Annotated in this window: 15 protein-coding genes; 5 read left to right on the top strand and 10 right to left on the bottom strand. The window is 54.7% G+C overall.

Translation table 11 applies throughout. The features are described from left to right. Positions 1-5 precede the first annotated feature (5 nt). The 3 genes from oppC to oppF are packed head-to-tail and all read left to right on the top strand — an operon-like array spanning position 6 to position 2919. A complete protein-coding gene (oppC, locus tag CKQ53_RS14295) occupies positions 6-914 on the top strand; it encodes an oligopeptide ABC transporter permease OppC (protein ID WP_085651372.1) in 909 nt (302 codons plus the stop codon). An 11-nt stretch (positions 915-925) separates the two neighbouring features. Further along, complete coding sequence (gene oppD, locus CKQ53_RS14290; RefSeq protein ID WP_085651371.1) at positions 926-1918, top strand: ABC transporter ATP-binding protein; 993 nt, start codon at positions 926-928, stop codon at positions 1916-1918. Then, positions 1915-2919, top strand: a complete 1005-nt coding sequence (oppF, locus tag CKQ53_RS14285) for a murein tripeptide/oligopeptide ABC transporter ATP binding protein OppF (RefSeq protein ID WP_094117589.1) — start codon at positions 1915-1917, stop codon at positions 2917-2919. Before oppD ends, oppF begins: the two co-directional genes overlap by 4 nt. A 158-nt stretch (positions 2920-3077) precedes the next feature. Here the strand turns inward: oppF and CKQ53_RS14280 are convergent, their stop codons facing one another. Next, positions 3078-3401 (bottom strand): HI1450 family dsDNA-mimic protein, encoded by a 324-nt coding sequence (locus CKQ53_RS14280; RefSeq protein ID WP_085651369.1) that lies wholly within the window; start codon positions 3399-3401, stop codon positions 3078-3080. 55 nt (positions 3402-3456) lie between these two features. Next, the gene (gene cls / locus CKQ53_RS14275) at positions 3457-4917 is read right to left on the bottom strand and encodes a cardiolipin synthase (RefSeq protein WP_085651368.1); all 1461 of its coding nucleotides are present in this window, start codon (positions 4915-4917) and stop codon (positions 3457-3459) included. Between the two features lie 201 nt (positions 4918-5118). On the opposite strand from cls, the gene CKQ53_RS18485 reads away from it, so the two are divergent. Then, positions 5119-5295, top strand: a complete 177-nt coding sequence (locus CKQ53_RS18485; RefSeq protein WP_099045355.1) for a YciY family protein — start codon at positions 5119-5121, stop codon at positions 5293-5295. Here the strand turns inward: CKQ53_RS18485 and CKQ53_RS14270 are convergent. Next, positions 5283-7040 (bottom strand): methyl-accepting chemotaxis protein, encoded by a 1758-nt coding sequence (locus CKQ53_RS14270; RefSeq protein WP_118895129.1) that lies wholly within the window; start codon positions 7038-7040, stop codon positions 5283-5285. The two genes, CKQ53_RS18485 and CKQ53_RS14270, sit on opposite strands and share 13 nt — an antisense overlap. Positions 7041-7399: 359 nt before the next feature. After that, positions 7400-7696, bottom strand: a complete 297-nt coding sequence (locus tag CKQ53_RS14265) for a YciI family protein (RefSeq protein ID WP_094117590.1) — start codon at positions 7694-7696, stop codon at positions 7400-7402. A 192-nt stretch (positions 7697-7888) separates the two neighbouring features. Here CKQ53_RS14265 and tonB point away from each other — a divergent pair, with 192 nt between their 5' ends. Beyond that, a complete protein-coding gene (tonB, locus tag CKQ53_RS14260) occupies positions 7889-8626 on the top strand; it encodes a TonB system transport protein TonB (protein ID WP_094117591.1) in 738 nt (245 codons plus the stop codon). 75 nt (positions 8627-8701) lie between these two features. Here the strand turns inward: tonB and yciA are convergent, their stop codons facing one another. The 6 genes from yciA to trpB all read right to left on the bottom strand — a co-directional run bounded on the left by yciA (position 8702) and on the right by trpB (position 13612). Further along, positions 8702-9127: an acyl-CoA thioester hydrolase YciA gene (gene yciA, locus CKQ53_RS14255; protein ID WP_026742465.1), complete on the bottom strand. Its 426-nt coding sequence runs from the start codon at positions 9125-9127 to the stop codon at positions 8702-8704. Positions 9128-9168: 41 nt separating this feature from the next. Continuing rightward, positions 9169-9741: a septation protein A gene (locus CKQ53_RS14250; protein ID WP_094117592.1), complete on the bottom strand. Its 573-nt coding sequence runs from the start codon at positions 9739-9741 to the stop codon at positions 9169-9171. Positions 9742-9904: 163 nt separating this feature from the next. Continuing rightward, positions 9905-10657: a YciC family protein gene (locus CKQ53_RS14245; protein ID WP_094117593.1), complete on the bottom strand. Its 753-nt coding sequence runs from the start codon at positions 10655-10657 to the stop codon at positions 9905-9907. Between the two features lie 112 nt (positions 10658-10769). Beyond that, positions 10770-11144 (bottom strand): YkgJ family cysteine cluster protein, encoded by a 375-nt coding sequence (locus tag CKQ53_RS14240; protein WP_094117594.1) that lies wholly within the window; start codon positions 11142-11144, stop codon positions 10770-10772. Between the two features lie 462 nt (positions 11145-11606). Beyond that, positions 11607-12419 carry a tryptophan synthase subunit alpha gene (trpA, locus tag CKQ53_RS14235; protein WP_118895127.1) on the bottom strand — a complete coding sequence of 271 codons (813 nt, stop codon included), beginning with the start codon at positions 12417-12419 and terminating at the stop codon, positions 11607-11609. Further along, on the bottom strand, positions 12419-13612 hold the full coding sequence (gene trpB / locus CKQ53_RS14230; RefSeq protein ID WP_176223446.1) for a tryptophan synthase subunit beta: 1194 nt from the start codon (positions 13610-13612) through the stop codon (positions 12419-12421). The genes trpA and trpB overlap by 1 nt, the downstream gene beginning before the upstream one ends. Between the last annotated feature and the right edge of the window lie 8 nt (positions 13613-13620).

Here is a 13620-nt window from a genome sequence, read left to right as displayed (position 1 = left end):
CGCAGATGTTTTGGAATAAAAAAAATCGTGATGCGTTGGACCGCTTTAGCGAACAGCTGGATGTGGAAGGCCGCAGTCTGTGGCAGGACGCCCGTCGCCGTTTCATACATAACCGCGCGGCGCTGACGAGCCTTCTGTTACTGTTATTAATCACGCTGTTTGTTGCGATCGCGCCGCAATTTTCTTCGTTTGATTATGCCGATACGGATTGGAACATGATGTCGGCCGCGCCGGATAGGGCGAGTGGACACTATTTCGGCACGGACTCTTCAGGACGCGATTTGCTGGTACGCGTGGCCGTGGGCGGTCGGGTATCGCTGATGGTGGGCGTGGCTGCGGCGTTAGTGGCGGTCGTGGTAGGCACGTTGTATGGCGCGTTGTCCGGTTACATGGGCGGGGCGGTCGACTCGATCATGATGCGTATTCTGGAAATTCTGAACTCATTTCCTTTTATGTTTTTCGTGATTCTTCTGGTGACGTTTTTTGGGCAGAACATGCTCTTGATTTTTGTCGCCATCGGCATGGTGTCGTGGCTGGACATGGCGCGCATTGTCCGGGGGCAGACGCTAAGTCTCAAGCGCAAAGAGTTTATCGAGGCTGCGTTGGTCGGCGGCGTGTCGACACGCGGCATCGTCCTCAGACACATCGTCCCGAACGTGTTGGGCGTGGTTGTGGTATATGCCTCGTTGCTGGTTCCTAGCATGATCCTGTTTGAATCCTTCCTGAGTTTTTTGGGGTTGGGCACGCAAGAACCCATGAGCAGTTGGGGCGCGCTCTTGAACGATGGCGCCAACTCGATGGAAGTGGCGCCTTGGTTGTTGTTCTACCCGGCGGGTTTCCTGGTGGTGACGCTGTTCTGTTTCAACTTTATCGGCGATGGCTTACGTGACGCCCTCGATCCGAAAGACCGCTGAGGAGAGGCGAGATGATAACAACGACACAATCCCGCGAACCGCTGCTCAGCGTCAACGACCTGCGGGTCGTCTTTAATACGCCGGATGGCGCGGCCACGGCGGTGAATGACCTGAACTTCTCGCTCCATGCGGGCGAAACGCTGGGCATCGTGGGCGAATCGGGTTCCGGAAAGTCGCAGACAGCGTTTGCGCTGATGGGGCTACTGGCGGCTAATGGGAAAGTGAGTGGCTCCGCGTGCTTCGACGGACGCGAGATACTCAACCTACCAGAATCTCAGCTTAATCGTCTGCGTGCCCAGGAGATCGCCATGATTTTTCAGGACCCGATGACATCCCTGAATCCTTACATGCGCGTAGGCGAGCAGCTGATGGAAGTCCTGATGTTGCACAAAAAACTGAGTAAACATGATGCTTTCGCCCAGTCAGTGCAGATGCTGGATGCGGTGAAAATGCCGGAAGCGAAAAAGCGGATGCGTATGTTTCCGCATGAGTTTTCCGGAGGAATGCGTCAACGCGTCATGATTGCCATGGCCCTGTTGTGCCGGCCCAAACTGCTGATCGCCGATGAGCCCACGACGGCGCTGGACGTGACCGTGCAGGCGCAGATCATGACGCTGCTCGGCGAGCTACAGCAAGAGTTCAATACGGCCATTATTATGATCACGCATGATCTTGGCGTGGTCGCGGGGATCTGCGACAAAGTGCTGGTAATGTACGCTGGACGCACAATGGAATACGGGTCCGCGCGCGATATTTTTTACACGCCGACGCACCCATATTCGATCGGGCTGTTGAATGCGGTGCCGCGGCTGGATGTCGAGAATGACGTGTTGGCGACGATCCCCGGTAATCCGCCAAACTTACTGCGATTGCCGTTGGGATGTCCTTTCCAACCGCGTTGTCCGTACTCCTTGCCGGAGTGCGAGCAGACGCCCGTGTTGACCGAGTTTGAAGAGGGGCGGATGCGCGCCTGCTTCCGTCGTGTCGAGGAGGTGACGCTATGAGTTCAATAGGACAACGCAAGACGCTGCTTGAGGTCGATGACCTGAAAGTCCATTTCGATGTGCGCAGCGAAAAACAGTGGTTCTGGCAGCCGCCTCAGAAATTAAAAGCGGTCGACGGCGTCTCTTTCCGTCTTTATGAAGGAGAAACTTTAGGGATCGTCGGCGAGTCCGGCTGCGGCAAATCAACATTGGCGCGGGCCATCATTGGGCTGGTCAAAGCCAGCGGCGGCAGAATCAGCTGGTTGGGGCAGGATCTGCAGGGATTCAACGACAAACAATGGCACGATGTGCGTAGCGATATCCAGATGATATTTCAGGACCCGTTGGCGTCGCTGAATCCTCGGATGACGGTAGGTGAAATCATCGCGGAACCGCTTAAAACCTATCGTCCGGCGCTTTCCCGTGCCGACGTCAAAGAGCGGGTCAAGACGATGATGAAAAAAGTCGGACTTCTGCCGAGTCACATCAACCGCTACCCGCATGAGTTTTCCGGCGGCCAATGCCAACGCATCGGCATCGCTCGGGCGCTGATTTTGCAGCCCAAGCTGATTATCTGCGACGAGCCGGTTTCCGCGCTGGATGTGTCTATACAAGCTCAGGTGGTAAATCTGTTGCAGCAGTTGCAGCGGGAAATGGGGCTGGCGCTAATCTTCATCGCTCATGACCTGTCGGTCGTGAAGCATATTTCCGATCGTGTTCTGGTCATGTATTTGGGACATGCGGTGGAGCTGGGCACAGACAGCGCGCTATATCGCAATCCGCTGCATCCCTACACTCGGGCACTGATGTCGGCCGTGCCGATCCCGGATCCGGACAAAGAGCGCAACAAGCAGATTCAATTGCTGGAAGGGGATCTTCCTTCCCCCATCAACCCGCCGTCGGGCTGCGTATTCTGTACGCGCTGTCCGATCGTCGGCCCCGAGTGCAGCCAAACGCGTCCGCAATTAGAAGGCGGAATTGAGCACGCGGTCTCGTGTCTTAAAGTCTCGCCTTTGTCGTAATTCAAGGTTGTACGGTCGCGTTTGTACCAGCCTCTCCCTGTTGGCAGGGAGAGGCTATCGCCGCACAGCGCCTGCTATGTTGCAGAGTAGGAAAGAGGCTTAGCTTGCGGCGACGTTGGCGGCCTGATTCAGGCCGGAGTGACACTGAAAAAGAGGGATTACGCTTTCCACAAAATGTGGCACAGCTTATGGTCTTTTTCGCGGCAAATCAGCACGCGAGCAAACACATCATTAATTTCCGCGTCTTCGCTTTCGGCCAGGCCGATCACAACTTCACAGAAAAAGTCCGGATTCAGATCGAAATCGACGTGCTCCTGCCAGTCTTCTGCCGGGTCAAACAGTTCGGCGCCGCCGCGCTCCTCAAACTGCAGGTTAAACAGCAAGACGTCAGCGGGGTCGAGATTATCCGGGGCTAACTCCAGAAAGATGTCATATGCCTGCTCCAGCGCTTCATCTTCAGTCAGGCGGTTATTTAAATCCATGAGACAGTCCTATTCATCCACAAGGCGTGTTATTAGACCATGAAGGGCACGGGGTTTACAGCAGCGGGCTGAAAAAGTAGAACAGGCGCTCAACAATGCGCTGCCAATAGGGCCGCTTTTGCCATTTCCCTTCTTCCAGCCGGCGCGAACGGGCGATGTAGTCGTCCTGCACACAGGCCAAGTCGTTGCCGAAGTCCGCATCGTCAATCACCATCGTGATCTCAAAATTGAGCCACAGGCTGCGCATGTCGAGATTGACGGTGCCGACCAAACACAGCTGATCGTCGACCAGGACGCTTTTGGTATGCAGCAACCCACCCTGGAACTGATAGATTTTTACCCCGGCGCTGAGCAGTTCGCTGAAAAAGGCTTTACAGGCCCATCCCACCAGAACCGAATCGTTTTTGTGCGGCACGATGATATTGACGTCTACGCCTCGCTGCGCCGCCGTGCAGATGGCGTGCAGCAGATCGTCGCTGGGAACGAAGTAGGGCGTCGTCATGATCAGACGGCGGCGGGCGGCGTAAACGGAGGTCAGCAGCGCCTGATGGATCATGTCCTCAGGGTAGCCGGGCCCGGAGGCAATGACCTGAATGGTATGACCGCTCTCTTGCTCAAACGGCATGATGTTGACGTCCGGCGGCGGCGGCAGCACGCGTTTACCGGTCTCCATCTCCCAGTCACAGCTGTAAATCACGCCCATCGTCGTGGCGGCGGGCCCTTCCGCGCGGACCATCAGATCGATCCACTGTCCGACGCCAGCCTCCTGCTTGAAGTAGCGGGGATCGACCATATTCATACTGCCGGTATAGGCGATGCGGTTGTCGACCAGAATGACTTTGCGGTGCTGGCGCAGATCCATCCTGCGCAGGAATGCACGGAAAATATTGACCCTCAGCGCTTCAACCACCTCAATGCCCGAGGTGCGCAGGATGTCCGGATACGTGCTGCGCAAAAAGGTTCTGCTGCCCGCGGAGTCCAGCAGAATACGGCAGTGGACGCCTCGTTTCGCCGCCGTCTGCAACGCGGCCATGACCTCATCGACGAGCCCGCCCTGTTGCCAGATATAAAACACCATTTCAACATTGTTGCGCGCGAGTTCAATGTCGCGCACCAAGGCTTTGATGGTGTCTGGAAAGGAGGTGATGAGCTGTAGCTGGTTGCCTTTGACGCCGGCGATCCCTTGACGTCGCTCGCAAAGCTGAAACAGGGCGCTCGCGACTTCGCTGTTTTCGGTGGCGAAAATTCGGCTGTAACTTTTGAGTTCTCGCAGCCACTTTGCGGTGGAGGGCCACATTTTGCGAGCGCGTTCGGCGCGTTGTTTACCCAGATGCAGTTCGCCGAAAGACAGATAGGCGACGATACCAAAAAGCGGAAGGATAAAAATCACCAGCAGCCAGGCCATGGCGGAGGGAACAGTCCGTCGTTTCATCAAAATGCGCAGCGTGACGCTGGCGATTAACAGCCAATAGCTGAATACCAACATCCAGCTCAATACCGTATAAAAAGTAGTCATGGCAAAGCGCACCGTTCCCTTCAGCGAATGCTTATCAGCAAAGTGTACGCATAGTTGACCGAAAGAGGAAATGTCTTGAGTCTGAATAGAATAGGCGACGACTGACGGCAATACGGGGCGAAAAACGCAAAGACGACTTGGATGATGCGGTCGGGGGCGTATAATGTGCGGCGTTCCGCTTTCTGACAAAAAGAGTCTTCCATGAAACGCAGCCCTAACGAAGTCAGCCGCTGGCGTATGCAACGCCAGGTTCAGCGCCGCCGACGCCGCTGGCTAGAGGCCCAGTCCCGCGGCTATCGTCATATCCACTCCGCTCGCTATTTACAGCAGAAGAAACAGCGCCGTGCGCTGCTCTACGCCGTCGCCTACGAATGGTAATCCGCTGACGCGATTGGGTTTTTCACCGACAAAACGCTAACTCTGGCTTGAGGCTCCGATGGATGCCCGTCTGCCATAACGCTGGCATTTGACACCGCGTGTCGTTCTGGCGCGGAATAATCCACCTCATTCTGCGAGGGTTCCGGCAAACGGAACACCGAGACGGCGCTATTTAACTGCGCCGCCTGCTGTAACAACGACGAGAAGGTGTCGGCCGACGCGGCGACCTGACCGGCATTTTGCTTCACGGATTCATTCAATGAGCTAATGCGATGCGTGACCTCGTGAATGCTGCGGTTTTGTTGCTGCGCAATCGTCGTTATCTCATTCAGAAACGAACTCGTTTCTCTCGCCGCGCGAATAATGTTCTGCAAGCTGTCATTGAGTTGATTAACTCGCTGCGCACCGCTGGATACGCTCTGATCCGATTGACTGATCAGGGCGTTGATATTCTGCGCCGAGTGACTGCTTTGTGACGCCAATGTGCCGATTTCACGCGCCACAACCGCGAAACCACGTCCTTGAACGCCCGCCCGTGCGGCTTCGATTGCCGCATTCAATGACAGGATATGCGTCTGGAAGGCGACATTGTCGATCAGGCTGATGACATCGGTCATTTGCTGGCTGCGATCGGATATTGCCCGCATGGCGACCCTGACGTCGTCCATCATTTTCTCGCCTTTTCCGGCGATGTGGCTGGTTTCTTCGGCGTGTCTACTGGCTTGCTGCGTATGCCGCTCGTGTTTTTCCAAGTGCTGGTTAAGTTCCTCAACGTGTTCTGTCGCCGCGCGCAGTTCTTTGAACTGACATTCGGCCTGCGTTGATAGTTTTTGGTTGTCGTCATTGGCCTGAGCAACGTGGCCCAACATCGTTTCCATTCCTTCGCGGACTTGATCGATCAGGGTGACCAGCCCGGTCTGCATCACGATAATGCTCTGACTTAACTGATTAATCTCCCGTGCAGTGCGACCACTTTGCGTCAGCGGTTGAGAAAGGTCGCCTGCGGCAATGTTTTGGAGATGCTGGTGGATATGGTGCAGCGGTCGGACGATCAGGCGCGTCACGCCGGACCACACCAGCGCCGCAATCACCAGCAGGGCGGCAAGCACCGCGATAAACACGGTTTGCGTCCGGTCCAACTGACCGATCAACTGCTGAGCGGTTTGCTGCTGACGCTGATCGCTGTCCTTGAGATATCTGGCATAACTTTGGGTGAACATATTTTGATAAGCCTGAATGGGCACCGCAAAGAAAATATCGATTTCGTTGGTCTGTTTAATGCCTTGCGCTAACTCAACCAGACCGTCGTAAAGCTGCTGATAATGGGTGGTCAACTCGGAAAACGCCGCGTCGCGCTGGTCGGAAGGCACCGCGTTCATTAACTGCTGATAGTGCGACTTCGCCAGTTTTAATGAGGTTTCGGCTTCTTCCATCAGGCTCTGCCAGCTGCCAACCGAGCCACTCTCCTTATCATAAAGCAGGTAAATGCCCGCCCGGTTAAGTTTATCGCTGGCGTTCATGACCTCCATGCGGGTCTGATCCATCAATGCCTGTTGTTGTCCCTGAATATCCTGTGTGTGGCTGCCTTGCTTTACCTGTGTCACGGTCTGCGAGAGGACGCCGATGGACAGCAGCTGCAGTAGGGAAAATAAACCGATGATCAAGATCAGGCCGGAAAGAAAGCTGGGGCGGAACTGCGACAGTCTGCGGAATAGTCCGTTACGGTGCGATAGGCGAGCTGCCATGGTGATAGGTCTCTTCAATCAAAAAAGATAGTATCGCCACCGTACCATTGCTTAATGACCAAATTATTTCATAGGGTTAGCATTGCTTCACGCGTGATAATTTGCCGTTTGATAAGAGATACTGGGCTTGTCGCTGTAGACATCCCGAGACGATTGATAATGAAAAACTTGACCCGGCAGGTGACGTTGTCACTTGAAGGCGGTTTCTTACAGGCTGTCGCGATATTGGGATGTCAGGCTGGTGAGGGAAAGCTGGAATGAACGGGATATCCCACAGGTTTGATGACGTCAGCTCGTCGCAGGCGTTCATCAGCGTTGTGGGATTTTCGCGTTGAATATCGAATCAAAGCGTGGGTCGATTAGAATACCTGTTTATACGGTTTGACGATGACCTGTTGATACACGCCTGCGGCGACATAGGGATCGGCATCCGCCCAGCTTTTGGCTTCCGCCAGGGAAGGGAATTCGGCAATCACCACGGAACCGGTGAAACCGGCGCTGCCCGGATCGTTGCTGTCTACGGCCGGTAGCGGACCGGCAGTGAACAAACGACCCTGATCGCGCAACGTTTGCAGGCGTGCAAGATGGTCTGGACGCGACGCCTGACGTTTTTCTGAAGTGCCTGCGGCGTCAGTTGAAAAGATAACATAGAACATATTGACCTCTATCATTGTCGGGAAGCGTTTTGTTTGTTCATCTTACGGTATGTCAGGAGAAGGGCAACCCCTTGAGTTTGCAAATGAATGTTTCTGGATTTGGGTTTATTTTTACAATTAGAAGGCTTCATGTTGAATATGATTGCTATTTGCATTTAAACTTGATGCGGCCTGAGAGGACACCGTAATACTATGCCGCAAAAAAAGAATTTCCTTACCCGCCGTTATTCATGGCCTGTGATCGTTTCCGTGGCATTTCACGGTTCTTTAATCGCAGCCATGCTTTATGCTTCGCTTAACCGCTCGGCGACGGTGCAGCAGGCGCCACAGCCTATTACCATGACGCTGGTTGCTCCGGCGCCGGTTGATGCCGCGCCTGCGCCTCAGCCGGAAAGCGCGCCGACGCCGCCCCAGCCTGAACCTGAACCCGAGCCTGAAATTCAGCCGCCGGAGCCTGTACCCGTTCCCGTTGCGGTTCCTGAACCCAAGCCGCAACCTAAACCGAAGCCTAAACCGCAGCCGAAACCCAAGCCGGTGAAGAAAAAGGAAAGTCCGAAGCCGGTTGAAGAGCCGAAGGAATCGCCTTTCACCAGCAATGAACCGACGAAGGCGCCTAACAATGCCCCGGTTCGTCAGGCGCCCGTGGCCAGTGCACCCGTGAGCGGACCTCTGCCGTTGAGCCGCACGCAGCCGGAATATCCAGCTCGCGCCTTTGCCCTGCGGGTAGAAGGCCGGGTGAAGGTTCAATTTGATATCGATGGGTCGGGGCGCGTCAGCGACATCCGTATCCTGTCTGCCGAACCGAAAAACATGTTTGAGCGCGATATCCGTCAGGCGATGCGGAAATGGCGATATGAAGAGAACAAGCCATCTAATAATCTGGTAGTAACGATTGTCTTTAAAATCAATGGCGGGGCGGCGATGGAGTGATGCGAGAGCCTATCTGTGCGTTGTGAGGTTTAATGAAAAACGGGCACCTGAGGGTGCCCGTTGTCTAACTAATTATTAAAGGTTTTCTGCGGTAAAATGGCTTTTCCCCTCAGGCAGTTCCCGTGATTTTCCTGCTTCGTCCACCGCCACATAGGTGAACGACGCTTCTGTCGCCCGGTAACGTTGGCCGATGGGCTCGGAAGATACTTTCTTCACCCAGACTTCAACGTTGATATTAATGGAGCTGCGGCCGGTCTTCAGACAGCGCGCATAGCAGCAAACCACATCGCCCACCGCCAGCGGTTTTAAAAAGGTCATGCCGTCGACACGCACGGTCACCACGCGGCCGTGAGCGATCTCTTTGGCCAGAATAGCGCCGCCGATATCCATTTGCGACATGATCCAGCCGCCGAAAATATCGCCGTTGGCATTGGTATCGGCAGGCATCGCCAGGGTGCGTAACACCAGCTCCCCGTGGGGTAAAAAGTCTTGATTGCTCATAAATGGTTCAATACATCATCCAGGTAAGGTGTTGTTAAAATTCAAGGATGGTGGTCGTTTTTGCTGTTCTCTTCCGCCGCTTTTTTGTCTGCGGGTAAATGACGGTAGAGGTAGACCCCACAGAGTAAGGTAAATACCAATGTAGCACCGGTCAATCCAAAAACTTTGAAGTTTACCCAGGTGCTTTGCGGCAGTCTGAACGCGACATACACATTCGCCAGCCCGCACAGGAAGAAGAAGGCCGCCCAGGCGACATTGATTCGCGCCCAAACCTGCTGGGGCAGTGTGATCTCTTTTCCCAGCATTTGCTGAATCACGTTTTTCTTCATGACGAACTGGCTGACCAGCAGAATTAACGCGAACAGCGTGTAAATCACCGTCACCTTCCACTTGATGAACTCATCATTATGGAAAGCCAGCGTTAGCGTCCCGAATATCATCACCATCGCAAACGTGACCAGCATCATTTTTTCGATTTTGCGGTAGATAAACCAACTCACTGCCAGAGCAAGCGTGGTCGATACCATCAGCGCGCCGGAAGCGACATAAATGTCGTAAAGCTTATAAAAAACGAAAAACACCACCAGGGGAAGAAAATCAAGAAGTTGCTTCATCGAGGGATTCCATACTTAAGATGCATTGATGAATGCCAGCCAGCGGCTGGCGCTCAATGCGTATTATCGCCGCTCCCGGTGTGAATGCGTCTGTCAGATCGTAATAATTTGCAGTTAATTACAATCGTTCGCAGAGTCAGGCCGCCGGGAGGGCGAGCCGGTCTCAGTTACGCAGCAGCATATAGAGACGGAACAGATAAATGAGCAGCAGTGCAGAAATAAAGTTGCTCAGGCCGTTGATGACGATAGCTATCACGGTAGGGGCCGCCAACGGCAGACGCGCAACCAGCAGCAGCAGGACCACTTTAGCGACTAGCCACAGCACTACAGCTGGGGCGGTGATGCGGAAATTGGCGAACACCAGTTTGCTGCTATAACGCATGGAAGCGAAGATACCGTGCTTTTCCGTCGCGCTAATCACTGGCGCTAAACTGAGCGCGATCGCCAGCAGGACTCCCGGGACAATCAAAAACAACATGCCTAACTGAATCAGCAGGGTGCAGATCAGGATTAGCAGCAGAAGCCGCGGTAAAATCGGCAGCGATGCGCCGATGGCTCGCAATGCGCTGGTCGGCGTGCCAGCAGAGACCATCTGAATCAGCAGCAGTAAACCGCCAACCAGTAATGTATTGCCCACCAGAGAGGCAAACGTGCCTGCCGCAGAGGCTTTCAACAAGACCATTTGCTGTTCAGGGGACATTTGCTGAATGAGATCGCTAAGACCCAGCTGTTCGCCTGCGGAGAGGTCAATATTCGAATCGTTGAGTATTTGCAGTTGTTCACTTCCCGGAGTAAACAGATGCCCCAAAACAACGGTAATAAGCGATGCCAGCAGCGACAGCAGGAGGATGCTGACGAATTGGTTACGCGTGAAATTCATTGTGTCACGGTACAATGTACTGGCCGTGATAGGCATGACAACTCCTTGGCAAAAAGGTTGGCGATAAAACTCAGTCGTTAATCGCTAATTGTAACCGGTTCGGCAAGACAGTGGCACCCCGACAGCGACCTCAACTATCTAATTCTTTTTATTCCAAACTTTCTTCCGCTTGCGGGATTATATCCCTGAGCGTCAGCGGCGGCATGCCGTAATGGGCTCGCGCCCGATCGCAGGCGTCATTCGGACGTTGGTTTTCTCCTGACGCCGCAAATTCGCGACAGGGCGAAGGGCGGTTGGCATAGATGCGACAGCTGACGGACTCGCCGATAGTGCCTTCCAATGCAGAGCAACGCGGGGTCTTGCTGTTGGTACCCTGCATGCAGCGCAAGAATGGGGTTAACGGTTCTGACAGTTCAATCGGAACCTGACCCGCGGCATCGTTGCCTTCGGCCCAATAAAACGACACACGAAAATAACCGCAGCAGGCGCCGCACTGCATACACGGATTCATACTTTCTGCCATCGAATCATCCCACGGTCTGCGACCGATTAAATTTGGGTTAAGAATAAAAATCTACTGCAGAATCGGGAAATTGGGCAGGGGGATTTTTGTGCAAAGCACGTTCTGTCTCTTTATGACGTGCGTCGTTAAATCAGTCCGTGATTGATGTCGGGTTGCGCAACGTTGGCGGTGTTAGGAATGACTCATGGCCAGCCATTGAACGCCAGTTAAAACGATGTGATGGGTTCAGAGCCAACGGTAGCCATCTGACGATCAGTCTGCGGCGGCCGTATGATATCGGTATGTCGGCAACAAGCTTTGCCTCCGCTCTCACTTCGAAATGCGCTCGGTTAGCCGCTCACATTTGGCAGGGAGAAGGCAAAGAGCGTGAGAAAATGGCAGAGGCTAATGAAAAAATCAGGGCAACGTGATGGACGTTGCCCTGTGGATCGTTTTCCCCAACGCGAGGGGACGTGATATCGCTTAACGCGGCTGGCGGGTCGCCGCTTTCATCCGGCTGACGAATTCGCCCAGATGTTTCAGCATGTCTTCCGGCTGCTGCTGATATTGCTCGATGATTTTCACGATGGCGGAACCGGAGATTGCCCCGGCGGCTCCCGCTTTCAACGACTGCTCAACCTGAGACGGTTCAGAGATACCAAATCCCTGCAGCGGCGGCGCCGCGTGGTACTCGGTCAGTTTGTCGATGAGGTGATTCAGCGGTAGCTCGGCACGGTTTTCCGAACCGGTCACGCCCGCACGTGAAAGCAGATAGGTGTAGCCGCGGCCGAACGAAGCGATGGCGCGGAGCAGATCGTCATCCGCATTCGGCGGACAGATGAAAATCGGCGCGACTTCATGACGCATGGCCGCGGTGCGGAACGGTGTCGACTCTTCCAGCGGCACATCCGCCACCAGCACAGAATCCACGCCGACCTGCGCGCAGCGCGCGTAGAAGGCATCGATGCCATTATTGAACACCAGATTTGCATACATCAGCAGTCCGATGGGCAGTTGCGGATACTTCTGTCGAACGGCTGCCAGAATGTCAAAACAGTGGTCCGGCGTGACGCCCGCTTTCAACGCGCGCAGGTTGGCGCCCTGAATAGTCGGGCCGTCTGCCAGCGGGTCGGAAAACGGAATCCCCAGTTCCAGCGCGTCAGCACCGGATTCGACCAGCGTATCGATGATGCGCAACGACATTTCAGGAAAAGGATCGCCCAGCGTGATGAAGGGAACGAAAGCGCCTTCTTTTTTCTCTGCCAGACGTCGAAACAGTGTGTGATAGCGTTCCATTACACCTCTCCCCGAGCTTTCAAAATGTCATGTACTGTGAAAATGTCTTTGTCGCCGCGACCAGACACGTTGACGACCAGAATCTGTTCTTTTTCGGGGTCGGCCTGCATGATTTTCAAGGCATGCGCCAGCGCGTGCGAAGACTCTAGCGCAGGAATAATGCCTTCATGGCGGGACAGGGCTTTAAACGCGTCCAGCGCTTCATCGTCAGTAATCGACACATAGTCAGCGCGCCCAATGCTATTGAGGTAGGCATGCTGCGGCCCGACAGACGGGAAGTCCAACCCGGCGGAGATAGAGTAGGACTCTTCAATTTGACCGTCCGCCGTCTGCATCATCGGCGACTTCATCCCAAAGTAGATCCCGGTGCGTCCGTGTTTCAGCGGCGCGCCGTGTTCTCCGCTTTCAATGCCGTGACCACCAGGTTCGATACCGATAAGTTTGACTGACGGCTCATCAATAAAGTCGGCGAACATACCAATAGCGTTAGAACCGCCTCCGACGCAGGCGAGCACCGTATCCGGCAGTCGGCCTTCGCGCTCCAGCAACTGCGCCTTGGTTTCCTCGCCGATCATGCGCTGGAACTCACGCACGATGGTCGGGAAAGGATGCGGACCCGCCGCGGTGCCTAACAAATAGTGCGCCTTGTCGTAATTGCCAGACCAGTCGCGCATCGCTTCGTTACAGGCATCTTTCAGGGTAGAAGAGCCGCTGTGAACCGGGATCACCTCCGCGCCCATCAATCGCATGCGGAATACGTTGGGGGACTGACGTTCGACATCTTTGCTGCCCATGTACACGCGGCATTTCAGACCCAACAGGGCGCAAGCCAGCGCCGTCGCCACGCCATGTTGACCCGCGCCGGTTTCCGCGATGATTTCCGTCTTGCCCATCCGTTTGGCCAGCAGCGCCTGTCCCAGGACCTGGTTAGTTTTGTGCGCGCCGCCATGCAGCAGATCTTCACGCTTCAGATACAGCTTGGTGCGGGTGCCTGCCGTCAGGTTTTTACACAGGGTCAGCGCGGTCGGCCGCCCGGCATAGTTCTTCAGTAAATCGACGAATTCCGCCTGGAACTCAGGATCGCGCTGCGCGCTGACGAAAGCCTCTTCAAGCTGACGTAAGGCGGGAACCAAAATCTGAGGGACGTATTGCCCGCCGAACTCACCGAAGTAAGGATTGAGTAATGTCATAATCAGCCTGT

Source organism: Lonsdalea britannica (assembly GCF_003515985.1).
GTDB lineage: Bacteria > Pseudomonadota > Gammaproteobacteria > Enterobacterales > Enterobacteriaceae > Lonsdalea > Lonsdalea britannica.
This window is presented reverse-complemented; position numbering and strand designations above follow the sequence as displayed.

Coding starts and splice junctions, on each gene's coding strand:
- oppC (WP_085651372.1), top strand. CDS start 6: ATGTTTTGGAATAAAAAAAATCGTGATGCGTTGGACCGCTTTAGCGAA.
- oppD (WP_085651371.1), top strand. CDS start 926: ATGATAACAACGACACAATCCCGCGAACCGCTGCTCAGCGTCAACGAC.
- oppF (WP_094117589.1), top strand. CDS start 1,915: ATGAGTTCAATAGGACAACGCAAGACGCTGCTTGAGGTCGATGACCTG.
- CKQ53_RS14280 (WP_085651369.1), bottom strand. CDS start 3,401: ATGGATTTAAATAACCGCCTGACTGAAGATGAAGCGCTGGAGCAGGCA.
- cls (WP_085651368.1), bottom strand. CDS start 4,917: ATGACTACTTTTTATACGGTATTGAGCTGGATGTTGGTATTCAGCTAT.
- CKQ53_RS18485 (WP_099045355.1), top strand. CDS start 5,119: ATGAAACGCAGCCCTAACGAAGTCAGCCGCTGGCGTATGCAACGCCAG.
- CKQ53_RS14270 (WP_118895129.1), bottom strand. CDS start 7,040: ATGGCAGCTCGCCTATCGCACCGTAACGGACTATTCCGCAGACTGTCG.
- CKQ53_RS14265 (WP_094117590.1), bottom strand. CDS start 7,696: ATGTTCTATGTTATCTTTTCAACTGACGCCGCAGGCACTTCAGAAAAA.
- tonB (WP_094117591.1), top strand. CDS start 7,889: ATGCCGCAAAAAAAGAATTTCCTTACCCGCCGTTATTCATGGCCTGTG.
- yciA (WP_026742465.1), bottom strand. CDS start 9,127: ATGAGCAATCAAGACTTTTTACCCCACGGGGAGCTGGTGTTACGCACC.
- CKQ53_RS14250 (WP_094117592.1), bottom strand. CDS start 9,741: ATGAAGCAACTTCTTGATTTTCTTCCCCTGGTGGTGTTTTTCGTTTTT.
- CKQ53_RS14245 (WP_094117593.1), bottom strand. CDS start 10,657: ATGCCTATCACGGCCAGTACATTGTACCGTGACACAATGAATTTCACG.
- CKQ53_RS14240 (WP_094117594.1), bottom strand. CDS start 11,144: ATGGCAGAAAGTATGAATCCGTGTATGCAGTGCGGCGCCTGCTGCGGT.
- trpA (WP_118895127.1), bottom strand. CDS start 12,419: ATGGAACGCTATCACACACTGTTTCGACGTCTGGCAGAGAAAAAAGAA.